The organism is Vibrio sp. 3-2(1) (assembly GCF_963887575.1).
GTDB classification, from domain to species: domain Bacteria; phylum Pseudomonadota; class Gammaproteobacteria; order Enterobacterales; family Vibrionaceae; genus Vibrio; species Vibrio anguillarum.
This window is the reverse complement of record NZ_CAWPGB010000001.1, coordinates 38811-64879: the sequence shown is the minus strand read 5'-3', so window position 1 is coordinate 64879 and position 26069 is coordinate 38811. Positions and strand designations below refer to the sequence as shown.

Genomic DNA, 26069 nt, shown 5'->3' with positions numbered 1-26069 from the left:
AATACACAAGAAAATTCAAAGTCTAACTCATCTCAATAGGAATTTATTAGCCCAAAATAAAGATTTACCCATGAACGGCAGTATTCGTGGGTAGATTTAATTTTGTTTATATATGCATTTAGGAGGCATTATTATGCAACCATGCGAGCTTTTGATGCGCTTAAACCATGATTGAAAATATCCAAAACCTTCCATCTCAGACACTGCTTAAAGCGGTGCCTGATTGCATTTTGAGATACGAGAAGTTATCTCAAAGCGGGATAGTAGAGTATTTATGTTAACTCGCTTGTGTCCATAGACGTGGCAGCACGATCTTCGCCAGCACGTCTTTGCCCCATAATGTTTTAGCTCGAATTGATATTTTAGATAATTTGCTAGTTTTGAGATACAAAAAGTAATAGATAGCAACAAGCAAGACCATCTCCGCTGTTCTTTATTAGATTTTTGAAATGTCGATATCCCTATACTCTAGTGCGAAACAGTTATCTTGTGAGATAAAAGCTTCTCGTAAAAGAACTTTAGGTACATAGTCTTCTCTCTTGGAATTTATAGTATTAACTATGTTTGCTATAAGTTTTCTCTTGTCGTCAGGAAAATCGCACCCTAGCGTAATACTGCAAATCCTAGCGTTGATTTTGGTACGGTCTGTATTCGGGTACTCAAAACTCTCGAAGTGGATTTTTTCCTTAACATTAGTGAATATTCTAACTTCATCTTCGTAAGACCAGTCATTGTTTTTAGTTAGAAGGTATTGATTAAAAGGAATTAAATCTTTTTCTAAGTTTCTCTTAGATTCATCTACATAGCTCACTTTTTCTATGCCAACCCCGCAAGGAAATTCCCCGCCAAACCAATATTCGACCATTATTCCTTGATGCTCTTTAGCGTAGTGAGACCACATCAACATAGAATTATTGTTATTTGATAGGGAGCAGATGCGATAGTTGGTATCTATGAGGTTATCTGAATCAAACTTACTTAGTGTTGGTAGTTCAATGGGGTCATTTAACTGGTTTTTTGACGCAAAATAGAAGTACTGGTTTGTAAGTGCATCAATACTATTGACGTTAAAAGGAGAGTACTTAAAAAGTCGGCCTGATTTTGCTGTAAAGGTGTGCCATTTGAACTGATTGACTAAGTCAATATTAAACCTGCGTCGCAAGTCGATATACTCTTCTTCTATTTCTACGTCGGGCAATCTTTCCGCGCAGCTAATGTAATTTCCAATGATGATGTGATTGTAGTCTTTTGATGAGTGCATCAACTCTATAGCAAGTTTGTAGTATTCAAAAGCATGACTAAGTTCTTTTTTGCGCTCATGACACACGCCAATGCAATTGTACGATGACATGGTCGGTTGGTTGCTAGCATGAAACTTGGTGACATTTTCTATTACGAAATCAAATTCATTGCACTCTATACCTAAGTTGTATAAACGTAGGAAATCGTCACTACTCATATCTCCGTTAGATAGTTTGACTTTAATCTCTGCTAGCTGCGTATCGTAGTATGCGTCATTCCACTTTGTTTCTAATGACTTTAACTCGCAACTCAAATGATCATAGATTTGATGTTTGATTAGGCCAGGGGAGTCCAATGCCTTAGTCACTTCTTGATATATGCCCCATCTATCAATCGTATCGTGGACGTGTGTCTTCTCTAGGAATCGACGCTCTAGCTCATCAATTTTATGTTTGCATCTAACGGCTTGATATAGAATTTTAGATTCATCGCTTAAGGAATCTGCCTTGTCATTAATATACTCCAAAATTTGCTTATTCACTGGTTGCTTTAGGTGGGACAAGGCTAGCAAGTAATACAGACGTCCGTTTATATCGTGTCGGTAATGCAAATCGTCTGTAGGAGCTTCTTCATGGTAAGTAACGACGTCTTCATACTCTCCCGCAAGAAAGGCTTTTTGTATTAGTACCTGTCTCAGTGGGTTAGCCTTTCCTTTCTCTGATTCCTTAACATAAGCTTGGTAAATCGCTTTGTTGTCGTCACCCAAGAACTTATCGATCTGCCAGTAATAAAGCTTGCTTAGCGCAAACTCCTTACTGATTAAGTTGCGATTAAAATACCCCTCTATGATTTCAACGCTTACGGTATCCATTGATTCTATTAGGGCTAAACAATCCTCAACTTCATCAAGATAGAAAAGCACAACAACAAGCATATCTTTCTCGCAAGTAACTTTGCTGTCTTGAATTAAAGATTTGATAAACTGCCAGTCTTGACGTGTAAAGCCTGAGAGGTGATTGGTGCGGTAGAACAGGTTCTCTATTGTGCGACCTACGTTCTCAAATTCATTGTTTTGATAATCGATTTTTAAAGATGTGATGCATGAATTCGTATCATTATCCGTTATAAAAAGCCCCCAATGAGCGTGAGCATTGTTTGGGTTTAGTTTTATAGCATGTCGATAGAAGCTAGCTGGTATGTGTTGCTCTGTGAATGAGCTGTAAATCTTATACGCGGTATCCCCAAGGTAGCAGTAGGCGGACGATTCATCACTGTGTCGTGAAGTTACTTCGGCTATCACATCATCTAAACATTCTTGTTTTAGATATTGGATAAAGTAATAAAACCCTAGATACCATTTATTCTCATCGAACTGCCAACAGTTATCCAGAAAAGTTAGCTTCGAAAATTCTTGGTTTTTAATCCAATTGATTATCACTTTATCATCAATGTTGCTCATGTCATCCATTCTTCAAATCGCTTGTATTATCAAGATTATGAACAACTAACGGTGTCAGGTCTCGCCTTTTGTTTAATTTGTAGAGTTACTAGAAATCTTTTGTCCATCAATGTACTAGTTTGATCTTGTCTGAGACGATTTAGTCCTAACGAGGTTAACTTTGGGTTTAATCCACCTCTTTGGGATGTAAGTTTAATCACATAAACTTATCTGTAGTACCCTCACAAACAGCTATCTGAAAATTGTGCTTTATCTCGCAATCTAATATCCATACCCCTTTATTAACTTATTGATTATCAATTGAACTGTGAATAAAAAGACAGCATGATAGGGTCCTGTTCAGAGGCTGAAAGCCATATAGAAAAGGCTTAAACAAAGGAATTTAGTATGGATAATAGGTATTCAGTTTTATCAATTCTATCTATAGATGAACAGAAAGAAATCTGCATAAGATTATGTGGTTTTTTTTCACCGTTTAATGCTAAAAAAATGAGAGAAGAATTAGGTCTTCCGCTGAAGAATGGGGTTATCGAGCCATTATGCTTAATGGACTTCTTTAAGTTTTGGGAAAATCTTGATGTAGATTATGGGCCAAAAATGCAGAGGATAAGGGAGATTGTTGAACTTCTTAAATCGAAAAGCATTTTACAGAGCAGAGGCGGAACGGATTTAAATGAACGATTTCTTTACTTTAAAGAATTAACGGACAGGGAAAATAAAGGGTTTCTTTGGCTAGGTATGATTTTAGGTGAAGCTTACATTGGTCATCAGATAGAAAAAGATATTGCTTATATTGAAGGGGCAACTCCGCTAGGGGATATTTCGGTCGGAACAGGAACATTAATCTCACCGAACGTGGTATTGACTTGTGCACATGTTATCGATGATATGACGGTAACCACGGTAAAGATAAATGGTAGAGATTTAGAAATAGATTATTGTAAATCACATAATATCGTAGATGTTGGATTGATCTTTTTAAAAGAGTCTACGGTTTCACAAGTACCAGATTTGGGTTTCAGAAACTCCATGATGCTTGAGCCGCTAGTGATAGCGGGCTACCCTCTAATTCCTCGCAGTTTAGGGCCATGTTTTACGATGCAAACAGGGCAAATTTGCGGACATATCAAAGAAACTATGGATGGTTATGCAATGGACCTATTTAGCGCTATAGCTCGTCCGGGTAATAGTGGTGGGCCAGTAATAGGTATTGACGGTTGCGTTATTGGAATTGTAACTCGTAGTCTTGAGCGTCAACAAGAGTCAACTGACCCGATGGCAGTGATACCATTTTTTGCAGCGGTTCCTTCTCAAGTCATATCCCAATGTATAGAGGAGATAACGGAGGGAGCTATTAAACTACAGTGGGAAACCTATGCCTAACAAACGAGTAAGGTTTCAAGATACTTTTCCTTATCTGAACTGTGCCACTTGGTAGTTTGAGCTAAGAAGCTTTTGTCCAAAGACGTGTTACGCGACCGATTGGTGATGAGCCTTACTGTGACGAAGATACAATGCTTTTATCTATATCGGATTGGAAAGCTCCCAATAGTTCCTTTATCTCACACAACGCTGCGGTAGGCGTCAACTCCTTCCTTGCTATCTGTTCTTCTAACAACTCAATCTGACGTTTTGCTAAGTCAACACTCGACTTTAGAGATACTGCATTATAAACCTCTGTGTAGCCGTGAATATCTGCAAATGCGAGGTCAATATATACATCTAAAGAGCTAAGCCGTTTGTGACCTGTCCACTGTTGAAGCTGCATTTTAAATGTTTCGGTATGAAGTAAATATTTTCGAAAATCATCTTTATCATTCACTTCTTTAGTGGTCAGAATAAGTTCCTTAAGCTTATCCGTAACGTATGCGTGCCTCCACAGGTGCGGATGTAACTCACCCTCAATACCAAGCTCTTTTTTCCATGAGTTCATGTACGTTGTCCATGAATCGGCAGATAGGCGTAGACCTGTTTTTAAGCTGATAAACAGATAGTCATGTTGAACTTTTTTCTTCCTCATGAATTTCTTGCGAACTTTGATGTAATCCGAAATCACTGATAATAACAAATGTGGGACAGGTATCTTTCGAGTGGCGTTCTCGTCTTTGCGTTTTAAAGTGGTAAGAGTGAGCATACCTGTGCGTCTAGCTTCCTCGTAATCGGTCATTTTAATCAAATGAAGCTCCGTTACACGAGCGCCTAGTTGCTCCATTGCTGTGTATAACGCCATGTCCCTTCTACGCTTATCTTTGTTTTTCTGAGTCTTGATAAACTCCCACACACGTAAAGCATCATCAGAGGAAACAGGGTGACGTTTCTTGATCTCATCTTTTGTTGGTACAGCAGGGTGCGTAATTTTAGTGCCTTCAATGAACCCTTTGTAGCCTTCCTGTTTTCGTTTGTAATGCTTTTCAAGTATCTGAATTGAGTTGCCTTTATCCTTGCCAATAAAGTTACTTAAGTCGTGAAACTCTTGGACAAACTGCAAAAATTTAAGACAAGTATCAGCAATTTGAATAACAGAGTTATTGGTGCGTTTCAGCTCTCCAAGTGGTGCCCTCTCTGCTTGTAGTGATTGAATGAAAAGGGTGAATGTTGCGTCCGTAAGCTGGCTAAACCGGCTCAATAGTGGCTGTTTTTCAATAAAGTGCACTAAGTGAATAATATGGTATGCAAAACCTCGAATAGTGTCTCTTGATAGATTCCTTAGTATCAGAATATGGATGTAAGCATTGGCTTCATAGCAAGGCACATGATTACTGTAAGTAACAAAAGGGATGTCTAAAGGCTGACGAAAGATAAGCTTGCCATCAAACCCAAGGTGGCTCCATTGTTCAAAGCCTTTAAGCTTACGAACCGCCATCAAACCTCTCCATTCAATGTGTAATTCATCTGTGCTTCAATCTTCCGATTATGCTCTCGGTAAATCTCCTGCCGCTCTTCTACTTTGCCCTCATGCTGCGCTAGTTGCTTTAGCCTAGAACGCAACTCAGAGACCATAACGGTCAGTAAAGAATTGCTGCGCTGCGCTGCATCCAATTCCGACTCAAGCTCTGCGACTTTATGCTTTAAACCTACGACGGTTTGCTTGTTACCTTTAGTAGCTTTCTCATCGTGATGTGCAGCCTCTATCGCCAGTTTTGCATTAATACGAAGCTCATCTAAGGATAAAAAGCCTCTTTCCAGAAGTGCTTCTGAGATGTTTTTGACCGTGTTTAATGAACACGAAGTGATATTACGCTCTTGATTCTGATATTTAGCGATGCCAGATTGTGATTTGAGAGCCTTCACCAGCTCCACATCATCTTTAAACTCAGCGGGAGATGTGATTATTTCTCTCAACAAATTTTCTGTTTCAAGTACCTTGGTTTGGTTTTTCTCTAAAACTTTCATTAGCCTAATCCTTAATCAAGGTCTTTGATTTTTAAAATAAGATTAAAGGTTTGAGTGGCATTGCCATCACTATCATCTATGGTAAAAAACTCTGGCTCCAGTGTGATTCGACCCTCGTCCAGAAGGTGAATAACCTCTGTTTCAATGTCCTGCTCTTTTTGAATTTGGCTAATGTGCGGAATGGTTAGGTAAGACTCATCATCATAGTCTTCTGCAGCCTCGCTCACCGACTCTATAGTAATAGGTGTTGAGCAATCACCAGTCAGCCGCTCAGCAATCATTTTGCGAACCTCTTCTATCCCGTCTAGCATGGCAAGCTCTGAAGTGGAATCGACAACACCACGAACAATTACGCTGGCTTTTGCTCCATTAAGCACCGCCCCAGTCTCTGACTCAGAGATGTAATGGTATAGATGCTCCAAATCTGAGTGACCAAGCATCCAACGCAGGGCATCCATTCCATCAAACCCTTTAGACCAGAAGAATGCCATAGCAAAGAAACGTCTTAATTGGTGCTGACGAACATAATTGCGTCGGTATTCACCGTTGTCATACTGCACTAAGTCCGTTTCGACGTAATCACACAAAGCATCGAGGTGTGCGTTGTAGGTCGTGTGCACTACCTGACTTAACTGGCAATTTTTTGTGCTTAAATGGTTAAACAGAGACAACTTTCCTTTGGCTAAATTTAACTCATTAGCTTTAATGTTAAATTGCTCAAGTTGCCAAATGAACTTAGCAATAGAAAAGGGAATTGGTCTTTCTATTGTTGCGTTTACCCCTTTTGAACCAGTTTTTTTTACCTTAAATATCAGGTTGTACTCTGTTTTTGCACCTTCTTCTGAAAAGGGACTTACATTAGGTGATAAGTTGCCATGTGGCTTCAACGTGATTAATTCATCTTGTCTTCGAGCCATGATTGCCCCCACCAAGACCTGCATTGCACCTTGCAGTACAGAGAACAAATCAAACAAGCTCTCGTTGGATCGAATCCTTTCGTGTCGATTTTCAACGCTATCAGTAAAGCCTTGAGCCTGCTTTATCCCTTTTTTCAGGTATTCACTACTCAGGCAATTGATAGCCTCCGTTTGAAACCAGTAACCTCGCTCCGAACCAGGCATCTCTCGATGCAACTCTTCACTCCAAGCTAGAGCGCATTTTTTGGGGCGGAGTGTGTTGGACTTTCTTACAGCAGATTTGCTTCTTGCTGTAGACAGCAGCGTTAATGTTTCATCCAGTAAAGTAGTAGAGCCTTCCTCTGTAGGTAGGAGCTCTTTGGCAAACTCATAGCACTGACGAATTAAATTAAACACAAAGGTAGGCGGCAAGGTGCGGGTGCATCCTGCTTTTTTTAAGCTAACTAACTGGCTAATGTGACCTGCATTGACACGCTCGGACAAGATTGAAGGACTTGCAGCATCTTTACGCTCAAGGTTGGTATGAATCAATCGAATGGCTTCAATGCATGTCGAGATAGTCCGTTGATTCGTGCCTATTGAAGCGTCATTATTCTGAATCGCTTGATACTCTGAGTTTCGCCTTGGCGCTTTGAGATGAAGATCTGCGTAGTTGGGGAGACTAATGTCGTGATAAAGCATCTTACCTTTAAGCAGCAACTCACCCAGCACAGCACTGTTGCCATAGTATTTGATGGCTACTCCAGTGCTATAATAACCTTGTTCAAAGAGCCAAGCGCACGCCTTTTCTCTCTCTGCTAGACATAAGAAACTTTCATTTTGCGCAATGTCTTGTGTAACGTAGGAAAATTTCTCTTTAAATGTTTGTGCGTCTACATCAGAAACACTCTGAGAAGCGTTATCAAGTAATACCTGAGTGCGCTTATCAAACTCATACACACCTTGAAAATTTCCGTGCTCGGCGTACTTCGTCAAGACGCTCAACCAGAAGTCATCATTCACATTCAGAAGGTGATATTTTGCTAACTTCAATTCTTTCGAGTGCAGCAAGACCGCATTGATGAGAGCGATAACTTTGTTAACTTTATGATAAGCCGTTATTGGACTGATAACCTTCCCACCGTTTTCAAGTGGGTTGTCTGTTGCTGTAATCCAGTATTTAAAGCTATTTAACAGCTTTTGGTGTTTTTTATCCGTGAGTTTCTTACCATCATCTAAGCACACTGTATCCCAATGTATCGTTTTTGGTTTTTTGCCAAATGTTAGTACCCACTTGTTTTCAGGAAAGCTGGATTCTAACCATTCGGGCTGTCTGTCATCGTAACCGTAGATGCCAGTATGGATATTCGTGATTATATCTAATGCTCGATAGTCATCATTTGCTACTGAGAAATTGATGATATTTTCAAGAGTCTCGGCACTTAGGCCATTCAAAAGCGAATGGTCTTGCACAATGTTTTCAATGAGGTTAGCAATAGAGGAATTGTCGATAGCAACACTTAACATAACAGCGCCCCCTTAATCGAGTCGGTATCTAACTTGTTATTGTTTGCAATATCAAGCATTCCCATTAAATCATCATCCGCACTATGCTTGCCTGAACTCAGGGTATCTAAAACAAACACTGCTGATTGATACCAGTGAGCCACAATATCTAAAAAAGATTCCTCATCATCACTACTCTCAACAACAAGGCGTATCGCCATCAACAACTGCAAAAGAGATGTCGAGATAGTGTATATCAACTGGTCAAACCCTAATGATTCTGAAACTTCACTGTCAGTAGTCGTCTGCTGAGTAAAACCATGATCGAAATGCTCTGGAATGTTGCTTATTCCGTGATTATTCAAGAACTCTTCGATGCCTTGAGCACTCATATTCACAGCGTCAAGTCGATGCACTGAATCTTTCATTGCTTCAAGTAAAATAGCGTTCTGAAACTGACGTACCCAACGTGCATTAAAGAAGTCCATGAGTGGTTTAGGAAGGTAAGAGGTCAGTAGGTTTGCATCCTTCTTTTCATGACCAAGCGCCTCGGCAACGGCATCCATTGAACGTGTTTCCAAGTAAATTTGAAAGCCTCTGTTTCGTCTGATTGAACGTAATGAATGGATGTCAGAAATGGCTTGGGCATCTTTCAGGGTGATATCGCTGCTCTTATCAAAGAGCGATTTGTCTTGAACCCAATCATAAAAATCATTTGCCGAATGAAGAGTGACATTGAGGTCGCTTGGGCATAGCGCATTGGTAGTGGTTGCAGTCAAAATCATCTTTCGCCAATTCACATTCCCTTTTTGCTTCAGGTGTTCACGGCTCATGCGTGTATGCTGTATCAAGAACTCAACTATAGATTTAGAAAACTCATTGAGCACTACTTCTTGCTGCGCATTGGTCGCTCCTTTGCGTGATTTGTAACTGACCGCAATATGCTGATTACCAACCTGCTTGTAGCCCACCATATTGCCATTTACATCAAATAAGTCCCACTTTGCTAACCAAGAAGGTGTTATCAGAGGATGCTCCATCACAAGAAGCGTCAAAAGAACATTCAGTGTTGATTTGGTTGGTAAATTTAACTCTGTGCTGAGTTGGCCAGCATTACCGTAAAACCCCAAAAATGATAGATAGCCAATGCCTTTTGCAGCGATGCCGTGTTCATAAAAGGTTGCTACGGTATTGTCTAACTTATCTGCACCAACAAAGTTTTTATATTGAGGATTATGGCTATTACTGCTCAGTGGCTTGACGGAACCATTGCTCTGAAAAGCTTTATTTCTATCTTCTCGCGCCAAAAGTTCCTCAAGTTTCAAGAGACACACATGCCTGATATGCGCCATATCTCTATCTACACGTTGCTTAATAATTGAAACAACCTCTTCATCTTTAATTTTGAGTGGGATGTTAGCAAACCATCTAAGACTTTCTGGCTGCGTAGCATTGCCGCCAATTGAAAAGGTAGGCGCTGTATCTTTTGGGTCTTTCCAGGCTGGAACGATGAATGGCTTGTAAGGCTCAGCAAAAACACCCGTGTTGATAAAGCAATCGGTATAATAGTTAATGATATCTCGCCAACGAGCATGAAATATCTTTGGGCACCTCTGAGCAGCTTGAGAGCGCACAAATAACACTTTAAACACCTTGTTGAAGAATAGCTGCACATGATTACGACTTAAAAGGGCTTCTATTGTTACTCCGTCTCGGTCGTTATAAACAGTGGAGCAACCCGCAAAAAGTTGTTTAAAGCAATTTAATGCGCAAGCGAGAGATGATGATTTTTGGGTATAAGCATAGTTTTTTAGAGTAAGATGCACTTTGTTTGTAAACGCTTCGCCAAAATGCACATAAAGCGTATCAAGGTGAACCTCATGTTCTTTGCCTTCTTTTGATACCACCTGCCAACCACTAAGGTAGTCAGCTTTTGTTTTATCTATATTAAGCTTTCGGAACTGAGCTAGACAGTTCGAAACGTCATTTGTAACTTTGGCGCGAGAAAGCTTTACTTCATCAAGGGTTAAATGCTTATCTTGCGCAATGTAGCGGAAAAGGACTTTGAGTTGATTACCGAAGACATATCGGCGCTCGATAGTGATATCATCTCTGCTATATATAAAACCAACGAGCAATTGAAAATGTGTATTAAGCGAGGCTGAGTCATTCAGTATATCCAATGCACTGTAGTTACCTTGTCCAACCAAGTAGCAGTAACCTGCATAAATATTCAATACTAATTGTCCATTTCCTTGGGGGACTGAGGATTCAGCAGCAAGTGTTAGGTAGTTAGAGTATTCGACGGACAGTGCAGTTTTTAATAAAGAAAGCCCATTTAGTGTTTTTACATTCACAACCACATTCCATAGATTGACAACTCATAACTACATTAGTTGTCATAGTGACTACCGTCAATGAAAATTAAAGGTATGCATTAGAACTTTACTTATTAATATACATCAACTTATTTAGATTTTGATGGTTTTTAATTATTGGGATTACGGACATTTCGTCAAGAAACAATAACCCATTGTGTGCCAAAGAAATTTCCCCCGGCCTCGGAATAGAACCGCCACCGACCAGCGCCGCCATTGAACTGGAATGATGAGGCGAGCGAAATGGCCTTTGCTTCCAGTTGTGCTGGTTGATGTCTTGTGGAGTCAGAGAAGCAACCGAAGCGGTTTCCATCGCTTCATCTTCATTCATTTCTGGTAATAAATCACACAACCGAGAGGCAAGCATGGTTTTACCCGTTCCGGGTGGACCGAGAAAAAGCAGGTTATGGTTGCCCGCGGCTGCGATTTCTAACGCTCGCTTTCCTTGCTGTTGACCAATGATATCTTGCAGATCGCGAGTATTTTTCGCTCGGCATAGTTTAGGTTCGGTTTGAAAAAGAGAGAGGGTTTGCTGGCCACACAAATCAGCACATACCTCAAGCAGCGTTTGCGCCGATTTATGCTGATCCTTTGCCACTAACGCGGCTTGATCACCATTACCATGAGGCACCACCAAACAGCGCTTGGCTCGATTCGCAGCTAAAGCGGCGGGTAATACACCTTTAACAGGACGCAACTCACCAGATAAGGCTAATTCACCAATAAACTCATACCCATCTAACTTCGTTAGCGCTATCTGCTGTGAGGCCGCCAAAATACCCAACGCGATCGGTAAATCAAATCGACCACCCTCTTTGGGGAGATCCGCAGGGGCTAGATTGACAGTGATACGCTTGGCGGGAAACTCAAAGCGGGAATTAATGATAGCGCTGCGCACGCGATCACGAGACTCTTTTACCGTCGTTTCTGGCAAGCCGACCAACGTAAAACCGGGCATACCATTGCTAATATGTACTTCAACTGTCACTGTCGGTGCTTGCACGCCAACACTGGCTCGGCTGTGAATAATTGCGAGTCCCATTTCATTCCTTCGTGGTTGTTTAAAAAGTGTTCGTTCTGTTTCTGCGCTCTTATTTGCACACGAGAGATTGTTATATAGCTTGTTGTGATGCTGAAAGAATGTGAAAAAAGAATGAGTTTTTGCTTGTCATTTAACGGAATTGTGTGTTACCACTAGAGACGCAAACAATTTCGTAAGATATTACGCCAACTATTTTAAGAATTAAGTGATGAATTTGAACGCTCACATTAACCTACTGCTAAGCCTGATTATCGTGGTCATTATTGATTCCGCGCGGGGGCTAGTGGGCGCAAAATAACCACCAGATTCAAAAGACCCCCGCACTGAAAAGTCCGGGGGTTTTTTTACAACTATTAAACTAAAAAGTTCATACTGGTTGGTGATTATCCAACCCGATATGACAGGAAGAATGGGAGCGCACATGAAGTGCAAACACAACATGGTTTACTGTGCCACACACAGTTTGGGAGGGTTACGATGACAGGAGCACAACTGGTTGTAGCCGCATTAAAGCAGCAGGGAATCAAAACCGTTTTTGGTTATCCCGGCGGCGCTATCATGCCAATCTATGATGCATTATACGATGGCGGTGTAGAACACATCCTCTGTCGCCACGAACAAGGTGCAGCCATGGCGGCGATTGGCATGGCGCGCTCGACACAAGATGTCGCGGTGTGCATGGCCACCTCAGGACCCGGAGCGACCAATTTGGTCACCGGTCTTGCCGATGCATTTCTTGACTCAATCCCCCTCGTCGCCATCACCGGCCAAGTCGCAAGCTCGCACATTGGTACCGATGCTTTTCAAGAGATGGACGTGATTGGTATGTCACTCTCTTGCACCAAACACAGCTACCTCGTTACCGATATCCACGATCTCGCACCCACCCTTGCCGAAGCCTTTGAGGTAGCAAAAGCGGGTCGCCCCGGCCCGGTGATTGTGGATATCGCTAAAGATGTACAACTGGCCAAAACCCCTGTGACTGAGCTACCTGCGTTCACTGCGCCAGCCATGCCAGTTGCCAGCCAAGAGCAGCTTCACGCAGCGCAACAACTGCTTTCACAAAGCTCTCGTCCTGTATTGTATGTTGGCGGTGGCGTTCAACTGGCCAAAGCGACCGATTCCGTACGCGAGTTTTTACGCCTCAATCCGATGCCATCAGTAAGCACCTTAAAAGGCCTGGGCACGATTGAGCGTCATGATCCGCATTACCTTGGCATGCTTGGTATGCATGGGACTAAGGCGGCAAACTTGGTCGTTCAAGAGTGTGATTTGCTGATTGTGGTTGGAGCGCGCTTTGATGACCGAGTAACGGGAAAACTGGATACTTTTGCACCACACGCCAAAGTGATTCATATCGATATCGATGCGGCCGAGTTTAATAAACTCCGTATCGCCAATGCGTCACTACGTGGTGACATCAATCTCATTCTTCCACAACTGGAACTGACGCGTGATATCGCACCGTGGGTTCACCACAGTGAAAGTTTGCGCAGTGGCTTTAAGTGGCGCTATGACCACCCGGGCGATCTCATTTTTGCACCATTGTTACTCAAACAACTGTCCGACATGATGCCCGATTCAGCTATCGTCTCAACCGACGTTGGCCAACATCAAATGTGGGCCGCGCAGCACATTCAGCCACGTGCTCCACAGAACTTCATCACCTCAGCTGGCCTTGGCACTATGGGCTTTGGGTTGCCCGCCTCAATGGGCGCTGCCGTTGCTCGCCCAGATGATCAATCCATTCTCATTTCCGGGGATGGCTCGTTCATGATGAATGTTCAAGAACTTGGCACACTCAAGCGCCGCCAAATCCCGGTCAAGATGGTACTACTGAACAACCATCGTTTAGGTATGGTGCGCCAATGGCAATCGCTGTTCTTTGATGGCCGCCATAGCGAAACGATTTTGGATGACAACCCAGATTTCGTGATGCTAGCTAAGGCGTTCGATATTCCTGGCAAAACCATCACCAAAAAAGAAGAAGTTGAACCAGCACTTAAAGAAATGCTGGCCAGCAAAACAGCTTATCTGCTTCACGTTTTGATTGATGAAGAAGAAAACGTATGGCCGCTTGTACCACCGGGCGCCTCAAATAGTGATATGTTGGAGAACACCTAATGGATAGATACCTATTAGACATCAAAGCCGATGATAAACCGGTGCTATTAGAGCGTGTTCTGCGCGTGATTCGCCATCGTGGATTTGTGATAAAACAAGTGGCCGCAACGCAAAACCACGCCAGCAAAGTCGCCAGTGTTGAAATCATTGTTGATAGTGATCGCCCCATCAGCACACTGATCAATCAAATTGAAAAATTATGGGATATTCGCAGTGTCGATGTCACCCCAATAAAAAATAACGAACTACCGAATAACAATTTACAACAAAAGATTTGTGCATAAGGAAGGCAATAAATGGCAACAAAAACTGCAGATTACATTTGGTTCAACGGTGAAATGGTTCCGTGGGCAAATGCAAACGTTCATGTACTGACACACGCGATGCACTACGGCACTTCGGTGTTTGAAGGTGTGCGTTGTTATAACACTCCTAAAGGTCCAATCGTCTTCCGTCATAAAGAGCACGCTCAACGCCTAAAAGATTCAGCAAAAATTTACCGTTTCCCTATCCCCTATACGATAGAAGAGATCATGGAAGCGACACGTGAAACATTGCGCGTCAATAAACTGGATTCAGCCTACATTCGCCCACTTGGCTTTGTTGGCAACGTTGGCCTTGGCGTTTGCCCACCAGTGAATACTGAAATGGAGTTGATCATTGCCGCCTTCCCTTGGGGTGCTTACTTAGGTGATGAAGCGCTAGAAAATGGTGTGGATGCGATGGTTTCTAGCTGGCATCGCGCTGCGCCAAATACCATTCCAACCGCAGCCAAAGCGGGTGGTAACTATTTATCGTCTCTGCTTGTCGGTGGTGAAGCTCGTCGTCATGGCTATGCCGAAGGTATCGCCTTAAGCGTGGATGGTTATTTATCTGAAGGTGCAGGCGAAAACATTTTCGTCATCAAAAACGGTGTGCTGCTCACGCCACCAACCACCAGCTCCATCTTGCCGGGTATCACGCGTGATTCGATCATGACGCTGGCTAAAGAGATGGGTTACGAAGTGCGTGAAGTAAACATTGCGCGTGAAGCTCTCTACCTTGCTGACGAAATTTTTATGACTGGCACCGCCGCCGAAATCGTCCCAGTACGGAGCGTAGACCAAATTACGGTTGGAGAGGGCAAACGTGGGCCAATCACGAAAGTGATGCAAGAAGCTTACTTTGGCCTATTTAACGGCACCACTGAAGACAAGTGGGGCTGGTTGGATTACGTGTACCCACAACCGAAGTAATAGAGGACGATAGACAATGCCAAAGTATAGATCCGCAACGACGACACACGGACGTAATATGGCTGGAGCGCGCGCATTATGGCGCGCCACTGGCGTCAAAGATGAAGATTTCGGTAAACCGATTATTGCGGTGGTTAACTCGTTCACTCAATTCGTACCGGGCCACGTGCACCTCAAAGATATGGGGCAATTGGTTGCGGGTGAAATCGAAAAAGCCGGCGGCATCGCCAAAGAATTTAATACCATCGCGGTAGATGATGGTATCGCCATGGGGCATGGCGGCATGCTGTACTCACTGCCCTCACGCGAGTTGATCGCAGACTCTGTCGAGTACATGGTTAATGCACACTGCGCTGATGCGATGGTCTGCATTTCCAACTGCGACAAAATCACCCCTGGGATGATGATGGCGGCACTGCGCATTAATATTCCCGTTATCTTTGTTTCTGGCGGGCCAATGGAAGCGGGTAAAACCAAGCTTTCTGATCAAATCATCAAACTCGATTTAGTCGATGCGATGATCCAAGGCGCTGACCCTAAAGTCTCCGACGCACAAAGTGAACAAATTGAACGCTCGGCCTGCCCAACCTGTGGTTCTTGTTCTGGCATGTTTACCGCCAACTCGATGAACTGTCTCACCGAAGCATTGGGGCTTTCTCAACCGGGTAATGGTTCAATGTTGGCCACGCATGCCGATCGTGAGGCGCTCTTCATCAACGCAGGTAAACGCATTGTTGAATTAACCAAGCGTTACTACGAGCAAGATGATGCATCCGCCTTACCGCGTAATATTGCCAACAAAGCCGCGTTCGAAAATGCGATGGCACTGGATATTGCGATGGGCGGATCAACCAACACGGTATTGCACCTATTAGCAGGCGCTCAAGAAGGTGAAATCGATTTTGACATGGGCGATATCGACCGCATGTCACGCCGCGTACCTCATCTGTGTAAAGTCGCGCCATCGACTCAAAAATATCACATGGAAGATGTACACCGCGCGGGTGGCGTGATGGCGATTCTTGGTGAATTGGATCGCGCCGGTCTCATCAACAATCAAACTCGCACCGTGTTGGGTTTATCGATGAAAGAGCAGTTGGCTCAATACGACATTATGCAAACGCAAGATGAAGACGTCTTAACCTTTTTCCGTGCCGGTCCTGCGGGTATTCGTACCACTAAAGCCTTCTCACAACAATGCCGATGGGATCGCCTCGATGACGATCGCAAAGAAGGCTGTATTCGTACCAAAGAGCATGCTTTTAGCCAAGATGGTGGCCTAGCCGTCCTATCAGGCAACATTGCCGTTGACGGCTGTATTGTCAAGACAGCAGGGGTTGATGAAGGTAGCCTGAAATTTGCAGGCCCAGCCGTGGTCTTTGAAAGCCAAGAAAGTGCCGTTGAAGGTATTTTAGGCGGTAAAGTGAAGGCTGGTGATGTTGTCGTCATCCGCTATGAAGGCCCGAAAGGCGGCCCGGGTATGCAAGAAATGCTTTACCCAACCACGTACCTCAAATCAATGGGGCTAGGCAAAGAGTGCGCGCTACTGACTGACGGTCGTTTCTCTGGGGGGACTTCCGGTTTATCAATTGGTCACGTTTCTCCAGAAGCTGCGAACGGCGGAACGATAGGTTTGGTGAATTCTGGGGATATTATCGCCATCGATATTCCAAACCGCTCCATTACGCTCAACGTTTCAGAAGCTGAACTGGCTGAGCGCCGCGTAAAACAAGACCAGCTCGGTTGGAAACCGGCCAATCGCCAGCGTGAAGTCTCTTTGGCATTGAAAGCCTACGCAAGTATGGCCACCAGCGCTGATAAAGGGGCTGTTCGAGACAAATCTAAGCTAGAGGGCTAGCGGATGAGCGACTCAGGTAACGCAACTCAAACTGGCGCAGATTATCTGCGCCAGATCCTGCGCGCCCCCGTGTATGACGTCGCAACGGTGACGCCACTGCAGGATATGCCCCGCTTATCGGCGCGCATCAAAAATCGCGTTCAGCTCAAGCGTGAAGATCGCCAGCCTGTGCACTCTTTTAAATTACGCGGCGCTTATAATATGGTGTCGAGTTTATCTGAGGTGCAAAAACAAGCTGGGGTGATTGCCGCGTCAGCAGGCAACCACGCGCAGGGAATGGCTCTATCGGGAACAAAATTAGGCATTAAAACCACCATTGTGATGCCTAAAACTACCCCTGATATCAAAGTCGAAGCGGTGCGCGGTTTTGGCGGTTTGGTGATTTTGCATGGCAACAACTTTGATGAAGCCAAAGCCGAAGCGGAACGCTTGGCTCACGAGCAAGGTTATACGTTTGTCCCACCGTTCGATCACCCACTGGTCATTGCAGGGCAAGGCACGATTGGCATGGAAATGCTGCAACAAAATGGCCACCTTGATTACATTTTTGTACCAGTCGGCGGTGGCGGTTTAGCCGCTGGGGTCGCGGTGCTCATCAAACAGCTGATGCCAGAAATCAAAGTCATTGCGGTTGAACCTGAAGATTCTGCTTGTTTAAAAGCAGCACTCGAGGCAGGTAAACCCGTGGTGCTTGACCAAGTCAGCATGTTTGCCGACGGTGTCGCGGTAAAACGTATTGGTGATGAAACCTTCCGTTTGTGTCAGCAATACATTGATGGCCACATCACGGTATCAAGCGATGAAATCTGCTCGGCGGTTAAAGATATCTTCGAAGACACGCGTGCGATTGCCGAACCTTCTGGAGCGCTTGCTCTGGCTGGTCTGAAGAAATTCGCGGAAAAACATAAGCTGGTGGATAAACAGTTAGGCACCGTACTTTCAGGGGCTAACACCAATTTCCACGGCTTGCGTTACGTGTCGGAGCGATGTGAGCTAGGCGAAAAACGTGAAGGGCTTTTGGCGGTGACCATACCTGAACGTCAAGGCGCGTTTTTTGAGTTTTGTAATATCATTGGCGGTCGCGCGGTCACCGAGTTCAACTATCGCTATAACGATGACAAGCTGGCCAACATTTTCGTCGGTGTACGCCTGTTAAGTGGGCAAGAAGAGCTCGACAACATCATTCACGATTTACGCCAAGGTGGCTACCCTGTGGTGGATCTATCGGATGATGAAATGGCCAAACTGCATGTCCGTTATATGATTGGAGGCAAACCCTCTAAGCCGCTAAAAGAGCGATTATACAGCTTCGAATTTCCGGAATATCCGGGCGCTCTGCTGAAATTTCTCAGCACGCTTGGCACACACTGGAACATTAGCTTGTTTAATTACCGCAATCATGGCGCCGATTATGGCCGCGTATTGTGTGGTTTTGAACTCGAAGAGAGCGATTTAAACCGCTTCTCCGCTCACCTTAGAGAATTGGGTTACCAATGCAAAGATGAGACGGACAATCCTTCATACCAGTTCTTCTTATCCTAAAGCTCAATGCCAGTCCCACGACTGGCATTTTTTATGAGTGATGCATAATACGCATAGAACCAATGCTAAAGTTTCATTTTAGTCATAGTTAATTCAGTACTACACTTAGCGACATCTTATGCTTGCTGTGCCAATCTGGAGATCCGAATGTTTAAAGCGTTAATCCTTAATCAACAAGAAAAAAACACAGTTGCCACCATTGAACAAATCGACGAATCACAATTACCGCAAGGTGAAGTTTTAGTCGCGGTCGATTACTCATCATTGAATTACAAAGATGGTTTAGCCATTACAGGTAAAGGCAAAATCATTCGCAATTTCCCTATGGTACCGGGCATTGATCTTGCGGGAACCGTACTTGAATCCCAAGATACTCGCTACCAAACCGGTGATAAAGTTGTACTAACCGGTTGGGGAGTGGGTGAAAACCATTGGGGTGGTATGGCGCAAAAAGCACGCTTGAAAGCCGATTGGTTAGTACCACTCGCGCACGGCCTTGATAGCAAAAAAGCGATGATGATTGGCACTGCTGGCTTTACTGCCATGCTTTGCGTGCAAGCCATTTTAGATGCAGGTATTCAACCGGAAAAGGGTGAAATATTGGTGACGGGTGCCAGTGGCGGCGTGGGTTCAGTTGCTGTAACACTATTAGCTAAGCTAGGTTATACAGTTGCTGCGGTAACCGGCCGTGTTGAACAAAATGGTCCACTGTTAGAAAAACTAGGAGCAAGCCGCGTTATTGATCGCAGCGAATTTGAAGAGCCAGCTCGTCCGCTGGAAAAACAGATTTGGGCTGGCGCGGTCGATACCGTAGGCAGCAAAATGTTAGCCAAAGTGTTAGCCCAAATGGACTACAACAGCACGGTTGCCGCGTGTGGTTTAGCGGGTGGTTTTGATTTGCCCACCACCGTCATGCCGTTCATTTTGCGCAATGTACGCCTGCAAGGTGTCGACTCCGTCTCTTGCCCACTAGAAAAACGCATGGCAGCATGGGAAAGCTTAGCGAAACTGCTACCTGCAAGCTACTTTGAGCAAGCGTGTGAGGAAATCACCCTCGAACAAACAGCGCTGTACGCTGAAACGATCACCAATGGTCAAGTGACTGGTCGCGTGGTGATTAAGCTTTAAACCATTCATTCATCAAGCTTTGGTCTTACTCAAAGCTTGATGATTTTTATCCCTCTAACTGCATCTCTTCAATACGCTTAGCAATCAACCGGCTGCACTCTTGTTTGACGATCTGCCTTAACCATTCTTGGGCAGGAGAATGCTCACATCGCGAGTGCCAAATCATAGAGTAGTCAAACGGCGTAAACTGAAACGGTAACGGCTTCACCACCAATGCGTAACGCTCTGCCACTAAATAGGCCAGATCCGCAGGCACCGTAATAATCAATGGCATGGTATCAACAATCGCTAGCGCGGCTTCTAAATGATAGGCTCTGAGCACCATTTTCCGTTTAGGCTGCCCACTTAATGCTTGTTCAATTAAGGCATTAACACCATCACTGATCGCAATCATCGCATGAGGGTATGTCAGATAATCCGCTAAAGAGATCTGCCGATTCGCCAACGGATGGTGTTGGGAGAGCAAACAAAGCACACCGACTCGCCCAAGCACCTCACTCATCAATGGTGCTACTGGCGACGTTGGGCGACAAATCGCTAAATCAGCCCCTTCATAAGTCAGTTGATCGGCCAACCTATCATGCTGCAAAGGTAAAAACTCAAACGACACGTTTGGTGCCTCTTGATATATCCTTGGTAAAGCAAACGGTAAGATGGTCTGCATTGCGTAATCTGTCGTGGCAATGGTGAAGGTTTGTTCACATTGCTGGGGGTCAAATTCAACAGGTGAAAGGATTTGACGTAGAGACTCCAATGGCTCGCCTAAGGCGCGATTAAGCTCCAGCGCTTTTTCAGTCGGAATGAGATGCTGACCTTGGCGCGTAAAAAGAGGATCATTGAGCAGATCACGTAACCGACCTAATACACGGCTCATGGCTGACTGGCTAAGATTTAAACGCTGGGCCGCTTTACTGACACTGCTCTCTTCTATCAACACTCTCAGTGCGATCAATAAATTCAGATCGCGACGATAGATATCTTCCAACTCCATGCAATAACCCCACTTTTGTCATTGGTAAATAGGCTCAGTGTACGCGTTAGGCAAAAAAAATCCCGCCTTTCAGCGGGGAAGCCCAAGAAAATGGGGATAGTGTCGGAATGTGTTGCGTGTCGTATTAGTGCAATGCGTTGATCAATATGTGATGGATTAGTGATTCTGCTCTTCTGAGATGCCTTTCCAAAGATGCATCTCAAGCCAGATCCCAACCAGTGACGCACTGACACCAAAAAGTGGCATCCATGACGTTTCTGCAGGCGTTCGCATCACTAAGGCACAAAATGAAATAAAGCAGAGAACCGAATAAATGGTTAACCTATCAAGCGCTGTTAACATAAGTGCCTCACTAAATTGTTATCAACTTGTTAAGTAAGTTAAAACAAAAAGATCACTTTGCCAAGTGGTTATTGAATATTTTTTCCTCGCCAGTATTATCTACGCCTTGCGATAACATCGATTAGGTTTGACTATGACATTTGATCCGGCACTTGCCACACAAACACTCGAAGCCGAAGGATTGCGCTGCCCCGAGCCTGTAATGATGGTCAGAAAAACCATTCGAACCATGCAAGATGGCGAAATTTTACTAGTGAAAGCCGATGACCCGTCAACAACTCGAGACATTCCCAGTTTTTGCCGCTTTATGGATCATCAGTTAATTGCGGAGAAAGTGGACACATTGCCCTATCTCTATTTGATTAAGAAAGGATTGAGTTAAGCCTCGATCTAAGTGATGCGTACGCAAAAGAAAAGGCGACCTCAAAAAGGCCGCCTTTTGCTATTAATTCATTGATTCATTGCGCTGCACACTACTCATTAAACTCGATGGTGCGGATCTCTGATTGCAGTTTTGTGATCTGCTTTTGCAGGGTTCGAATTTCATCGTGCATCGGGATAATGTGCGCGACTCGGATCCAAGATTCCACCATTAAGCCACACAATATGATTGCGCCGGCCACCATGGGTAGCCACATTTCCGTCAACGCCATACCCAACAACGTCAGCACAAAACCGAACGTAAACAAGTAACTTTGGCTCTTGGCGGTCATTCCCATATAACGTGTCAGCATATGCATTCCCTCTTAGACTTGCATCATCTAGCACTACAGTAACATGACCAGTATGGCATAAATTTGTCACTCATCACGCAACCGTAGACGTTGGGCGACAAGTTGAGTAATAAATTGTGTCACGCTCACTCGCCCAATCATCTAATCGATTGGAATTACCAAATCGCCGCGCCGATCGCTAATATCAAAAAGAGTACCGCCGTGATTTTACGAATAAGTCCTAGCGGCATTTTATCGGCGGATAATTTACCAATCAGCACCACAGGTACGTTAGCCAGCAACATACCAATTGTCGTTCCGAGCACCACCCACAGTAGAGCATCCGCATATTGCGCACCAAGAATAGACGTTGCTATTTGGGTTTTATCGCCAATTTCAGCGACAAAAAAAGCGATGAAGCTAGCGACAAAAGGACCTCGATTGGTAATCTTTTCATCACCGTCGAGTTTGTCTGGAATTAACACCCAACCCGCCATGGCAAGGAAGCTGGCGACCAACACCCATTTAAGGATTTCTGGTGACAGGTAGTCGGCAACGACCACGCCCAGCCAAGCAGCGAGTGCATGGTTAACCATCGTTGCGACAAAAATAGCGGCAATAATAGGCAAAGGTTTACGATAACGACTGGCTAGCAGCAGAGAAAGCAGTTGGGTTTTATCGCCAATTTCAGCTAAGGCGACGGTAGTAATTGAAATAGCTAATACGCTCACGACAGGCTCAATGGGGCGGGATAATTATAATAACCATAGACAAACGCCACTCCCCGCCCCGGTTTGTGATGTTTGTCTAAGGTCTTGCTAAGCTAAAATGACTTTAGCCTCGAACGCCACGGTGATTTGGCACCAATTATGTTGACGAACGAACCATTAAGATAAGAAATCTAACTGGTAAGCTACTCCCCAAAGACGGCGCAATTCTAATCAGGCCGAGTGAAAATCTCAAGTTAGAAATAAGTCAAAATCGTTCATGTGCAGGAATTTGGCACAATCGATGCGATAAATTCGACCAAAACGGATTTTCGACCATTAATTAAGCAAGATTACCCCTACTCGCTGAGCGAATATCTGGGTATACTTGTTCGTTATTTTCATCCATTCAGACAGAAGAATCGCGCGAACCTGACTATGCAAAAATACGATATCAAAACCTTTCAGGGTATGATCCTCGCGCTGCAGGATTATTGGGCCCAACAAGGCTGTACCATTGTTCAACCATTAGACATGGAAGTTGGTGCAGGAACCTCTCACCCAATGACATGCCTGCGAGCTTTAGGCCCAGAGCCCATTGCAACGGCGTATGTTCAACCCTCTCGTCGTCCAACGGACGGTCGTTATGGTGAAAACCCAAACCGCCTGCAACACTATTACCAATTCCAAGTCATCATCAAACCTTCACCAGACAACATTCAAGAGTTGTATTTAGGGTCTTTAGAGGTGCTCGGTGTTGACCCACTAGTACACGATATTCGTTTCGTGGAAGATAACTGGGAAAACCCAACCTTAGGTGCTTGGGGTCTTGGCTGGGAAGTGTGGCTAAACGGCATGGAAGTAACTCAATTTACTTACTTCCAACAAGTCGGTGGCCTTGAGTGCAAGCCTGTCACCGGCGAAATCACTTACGGTATTGAACGTCTCGCCATGTATATTCAAGGCGTGGATTCAGTGTATGACTTAGTCTGGACAGATGGCCCATTAGGTAAAGTCACCTATGGTGACATTTACCATCAAAATGAAGTCGAACAATCCACTTACAACTTCGAACACGCGGATGTCGATTTTCTTTTCACTTTCTTCGACCAGTGCGAAAAAGAGTGTAAGCATCTACTTGAGCTAGAAAAACCGCTGCCACTTCCTGCCTATGAGCGTATTTTGAAAGCGGGCCATGCCTTTAACCTATTGGACGCGCGTAAAGCGATTTCGGTGACAGAACGTCAACGTTACATCCTACGCATCCGTAACCTGACCAAAGCGGTTGCAGAAGCGTACTACGCATCTCGTGAAGCACTTGGCTTCCCTATGTGTAAAAAGGGTGAGGACAAATAAGATGGCAAAAGAATTTCTAATTGAATTAGGCACAGAAGAGCTACCACCAAAACAACTTCGCACTTTGGCTGAAGCGTTTGCGGCTAACTTTGCCGCAGAATTGAAAACCGCTGAACTGGCACACGAAGGCATCAAATGGTTTGCAACCCCTCGCCGTTTAGCACTGAAAGTGACCAACTTGGCCCAAGGTCAAGCGGATAAAGTGGTCGAAAAACGTGGCCCCGCTATTTCTGTTGCTTTTGATGCCGATGGCAATCCAACCAAAGCAGCACAAGGCTGGGCGCGTGGTAACGGCATTACTGTTGAGCAAGCGGATCGCCTAACAACAGAACAAGGTGAATGGCTACTGTTCAAACAGGAAGTCAAAGGCCAAGATGCCAAAGCTATTGTGGTTGAACTTGCCGCCAAAGCGTTAGCAAACTTGCCTATCGCCAAACCCATGCGCTGGGGTGATAAAGAAACACAATTTATCCGCCCAGTAAAAACTCTGACTATTTTGATGGGTGATGAACTGATCGAAGGTGAGATCTTAGGCGTAGCTTCTGCGCGCACCATTCGTGGCCACCGCTTTATGGGCGAAAAAGAGTTCACCATCGATTCAGCAGAGCAATACCCAGCGATTTTAGAACAGCGCGGTAAAGTGATCGCCGATTACGATGCGCGTAAAGCGATAATTATTGCGGATGCACAAAAAGCAGCGCTACAGGTTGGCGGTGTTGCCGATCTTGACGATGACTTGGTTGAAGAAGTGACCTCACTGGTTGAATGGCCAGTGGTGCTGACGGCGAAATTTGAAGAAAAATTCCTTAAAGTACCGTCAGAAGCTTTGGTTTACACCATGAAAGGTGACCAAAAATACTTCCCGGTTTATTCTCATCAGATGAGCGACGCGAATAAGCAATTGCTGCCTAACTTTATTTTCGTCTCTAACATCGAGTCGAAAGAGCCTCGCCATGTTATCGAAGGCAACGAGAAAGTCGTTCGTCCACGCTTAGCGGACGCGGAATTCTTCTTTAATACCGATCTCAAAAGCAAATTAGTCGATCGTCTACCACGACTAGAAACCGCGATTTTCCAGCAGCAGTTAGGTACGATTAAAGATAAAACTGACCGTATTACTGAACTGGCTGGTTACATTGCAGAACAGATTGGCGCGGATGTAGAAAAATCAAAACGTGCGGGCTTACTGGCTAAATGCGATTTGATGACCTCAATGGTGTTTGAATTTACCGACACGCAAGGCGTGATGGGTATGCATTATGCTCGCCATGACGGAGAAGCAGAAGAAGTCGCCGTTGCACTAAACGAACAGTACATGCCACGCTTTGCTGGCGATGCTCTGCCAACCAATGGCGTTTCCGCCGCTGTGGCAATCGCAGACAAGCTAGACACCATAGTCGGCATCTTCGGTATTGGCCAAGCACCAAAAGGCTCGGATCCCTTTGCTCTGCGTCGCGCATCACTGGGTGTACTGCGCATCATCGTTGAATACGGCTATAACTTGGACTTAGTTGACCTCGTAGCAAAAGCGAAATCGCTGTTTGGTGATCGCCTTACCAACGACAACGTTGAGCACGATGTAATTGAGTTTATGCTTGGCCGTTTCCGTGCTTGGTATCAAGATGAAGGTTTTAGCGTCGACATCATCCAAGCGGTACTTGCTCGTCGTCCAACCAAACCCGCTGATTTTGACAAACGTGTTAAAGCGGTTTCCCACTTCCGTGAACTGGAAGCGGCTGAAGCCCTAGCGGCGGCAAACAAGCGTGTCGGTAACATTTTAGCGAAATTTGACGGTGAACTGGCTGCAGAAATCAACTTAACACTTCTTCAAGAAGCGGCCGAAAAAGCCTTAGCGGAAGAAGTGGAAGTGATGACCGAAGCACTAGAACCTGCTTTCGCTACCGGTGATTACCAACAAGCACTGAGCAAGCTGGCAGCACTACGTGAACCTGTTGATGCTTTCTTTGATAATGTCATGGTGATGGCAGACGATGAAGCATTAAAACAAAACCGTTTAACGCTGCTCAACAACTTGCGTAATCTGTTCCTACAAATTGCTGATATTTCACTGCTGCAAAAGTAGTCGCTGATATTTCGGCACACAAATTAATCTATCAAAGCCCAGCGGCCATCCGCTGGGCTTTTTGTTTTATCTGA

Annotated in this window: 20 protein-coding genes and 1 riboswitch; of the genes, 10 read left to right on the top strand and 10 right to left on the bottom strand. The window is 44.6% G+C overall.

The window, feature by feature from the left end; translation table 11 throughout:
* Window positions 1–436: 436 nt before the first annotated feature.
* The gene (locus AACQ79_RS00285) at window positions 437–2701 is read right to left on the bottom strand and encodes a DUF2971 domain-containing protein (RefSeq protein WP_170899523.1); all 2265 of its coding nucleotides are present in this window, start codon (window positions 2699–2701) and stop codon (window positions 437–439) included.
* Between the two features lie 387 nt (window positions 2702–3088).
* Between AACQ79_RS00285 and AACQ79_RS00280 the strand changes: the two genes are divergently transcribed.
* On the top strand, window positions 3089–4084 hold the full coding sequence (locus AACQ79_RS00280) for a S1 family peptidase (protein WP_170899522.1): 996 nt from the start codon (window positions 3089–3091) through the stop codon (window positions 4082–4084).
* Window positions 4085–4196: 112 nt separating this feature from the next.
* On the opposite strand, the gene AACQ79_RS00275 is transcribed toward AACQ79_RS00280, so the two are convergent.
* The 5 genes from AACQ79_RS00275 to AACQ79_RS00255 all read right to left on the bottom strand — a co-directional run bounded on the left by AACQ79_RS00275 (window position 4197) and on the right by AACQ79_RS00255 (window position 11916).
* A complete protein-coding gene (locus AACQ79_RS00275; RefSeq protein ID WP_064624020.1) occupies window positions 4197–5564 on the bottom strand; it encodes a site-specific integrase in 1368 nt (455 codons plus the stop codon).
* On the bottom strand, window positions 5564–6094 hold the full coding sequence (locus tag AACQ79_RS00270) for a hypothetical protein (RefSeq protein WP_064624019.1): 531 nt from the start codon (window positions 6092–6094) through the stop codon (window positions 5564–5566). Before AACQ79_RS00270 ends, AACQ79_RS00275 begins: the two co-directional genes overlap by 1 nt.
* Window positions 6095–6105: 11 nt before the next feature.
* On the bottom strand, window positions 6106–8517 hold the full coding sequence (locus tag AACQ79_RS00265) for a hypothetical protein (protein WP_064624018.1): 2412 nt from the start codon (window positions 8515–8517) through the stop codon (window positions 6106–6108).
* Window positions 8511–10853, bottom strand: a complete 2343-nt coding sequence (locus AACQ79_RS00260; RefSeq protein WP_064624016.1) for a hypothetical protein — start codon at window positions 10851–10853, stop codon at window positions 8511–8513. Before AACQ79_RS00260 ends, AACQ79_RS00265 begins: the two co-directional genes overlap by 7 nt.
* A gap of 88 nt (window positions 10854–10941) precedes the next feature.
* A complete protein-coding gene (locus tag AACQ79_RS00255; RefSeq protein WP_170899521.1) occupies window positions 10942–11916 on the bottom strand; it encodes a YifB family Mg chelatase-like AAA ATPase in 975 nt (324 codons plus the stop codon).
* Between the two features lie 477 nt (window positions 11917–12393).
* Here AACQ79_RS00255 and ilvG point away from each other — a divergent pair, with 477 nt between their 5' ends.
* The 6 genes from ilvG to acuI all read left to right on the top strand — a co-directional run bounded on the left by ilvG (window position 12394) and on the right by acuI (window position 19803).
* Entirely contained in the window at window positions 12394–14040 is a 1647-nt protein-coding gene (ilvG, locus tag AACQ79_RS00250) for an acetolactate synthase 2 catalytic subunit (RefSeq protein ID WP_017044151.1), read from the top strand.
* A complete protein-coding gene (ilvM, locus tag AACQ79_RS00245; protein ID WP_010319930.1) occupies window positions 14040–14324 on the top strand; it encodes an acetolactate synthase 2 small subunit in 285 nt (94 codons plus the stop codon). Before ilvG ends, ilvM begins: the two co-directional genes overlap by 1 nt.
* A gap of 12 nt (window positions 14325–14336) precedes the next feature.
* Complete coding sequence (gene ilvE, locus AACQ79_RS00240) at window positions 14337–15275, top strand: branched-chain-amino-acid transaminase (RefSeq protein WP_010319931.1); 939 nt, start codon at window positions 14337–14339, stop codon at window positions 15273–15275.
* Window positions 15276–15291: 16 nt separating this feature from the next.
* The gene (ilvD, locus tag AACQ79_RS00235) at window positions 15292–17133 is read left to right on the top strand and encodes a dihydroxy-acid dehydratase (protein WP_170899520.1); all 1842 of its coding nucleotides are present in this window, start codon (window positions 15292–15294) and stop codon (window positions 17131–17133) included.
* Window positions 17134–17136: 3 nt separating this feature from the next.
* Entirely contained in the window at window positions 17137–18675 is a 1539-nt protein-coding gene (gene ilvA, locus AACQ79_RS00230; protein WP_017046359.1) for a threonine ammonia-lyase, biosynthetic, read from the top strand.
* A 147-nt stretch (window positions 18676–18822) separates the two neighbouring features.
* Window positions 18823–19803: an acrylyl-CoA reductase (NADPH) gene (gene acuI / locus AACQ79_RS00225; RefSeq protein ID WP_170899519.1), complete on the top strand. Its 981-nt coding sequence runs from the start codon at window positions 18823–18825 to the stop codon at window positions 19801–19803.
* 46 nt (window positions 19804–19849) lie between these two features.
* Here the strand turns inward: acuI and AACQ79_RS00220 are convergent, their stop codons facing one another.
* Window positions 19850–20794, bottom strand: a complete 945-nt coding sequence (locus AACQ79_RS00220; RefSeq protein WP_013855564.1) for a LysR family transcriptional regulator — start codon at window positions 20792–20794, stop codon at window positions 19850–19852.
* 156 nt (window positions 20795–20950) lie between these two features.
* A complete protein-coding gene (locus AACQ79_RS00215; RefSeq protein ID WP_010319936.1) occupies window positions 20951–21136 on the bottom strand; it encodes a hypothetical protein in 186 nt (61 codons plus the stop codon).
* A 133-nt stretch (window positions 21137–21269) separates the two neighbouring features.
* On the opposite strand from AACQ79_RS00215, the gene tusA reads away from it, so the two are divergent.
* A complete protein-coding gene (tusA, locus tag AACQ79_RS00210) occupies window positions 21270–21518 on the top strand; it encodes a sulfurtransferase TusA (RefSeq protein WP_010319937.1) in 249 nt (82 codons plus the stop codon).
* Window positions 21519–21609: 91 nt separating this feature from the next.
* Here the strand turns inward: tusA and AACQ79_RS00205 are convergent, their stop codons facing one another.
* Together AACQ79_RS00205 and AACQ79_RS00200 are read right to left on the bottom strand one after the other, a co-directional pair.
* Window positions 21610–21870: a hypothetical protein gene (locus AACQ79_RS00205; RefSeq protein WP_010319938.1), complete on the bottom strand. Its 261-nt coding sequence runs from the start codon at window positions 21868–21870 to the stop codon at window positions 21610–21612.
* Window positions 21871–22025: 155 nt separating this feature from the next.
* Window positions 22026–22580 (bottom strand): TMEM165/GDT1 family protein, encoded by a 555-nt coding sequence (locus AACQ79_RS00200; RefSeq protein WP_017046363.1) that lies wholly within the window; start codon window positions 22578–22580, stop codon window positions 22026–22028.
* 89 nt (window positions 22581–22669) lie between these two features.
* Window positions 22670–22783: riboswitch (yybP-ykoY riboswitch) on the bottom strand.
* 211 nt (window positions 22784–22994) lie between these two features.
* Here AACQ79_RS00200 and glyQ point away from each other — a divergent pair.
* Window positions 22995–23912: a glycine--tRNA ligase subunit alpha gene (gene glyQ / locus AACQ79_RS00195; protein WP_013855568.1), complete on the top strand. Its 918-nt coding sequence runs from the start codon at window positions 22995–22997 to the stop codon at window positions 23910–23912.
* A gap of 1 nt (window position 23913) precedes the next feature.
* Window positions 23914–25995 (top strand): glycine--tRNA ligase subunit beta, encoded by a 2082-nt coding sequence (gene glyS, locus AACQ79_RS00190; RefSeq protein ID WP_019281084.1) that lies wholly within the window; start codon window positions 23914–23916, stop codon window positions 25993–25995.
* Window positions 25996–26069: the final 74 nt, after the last annotated feature.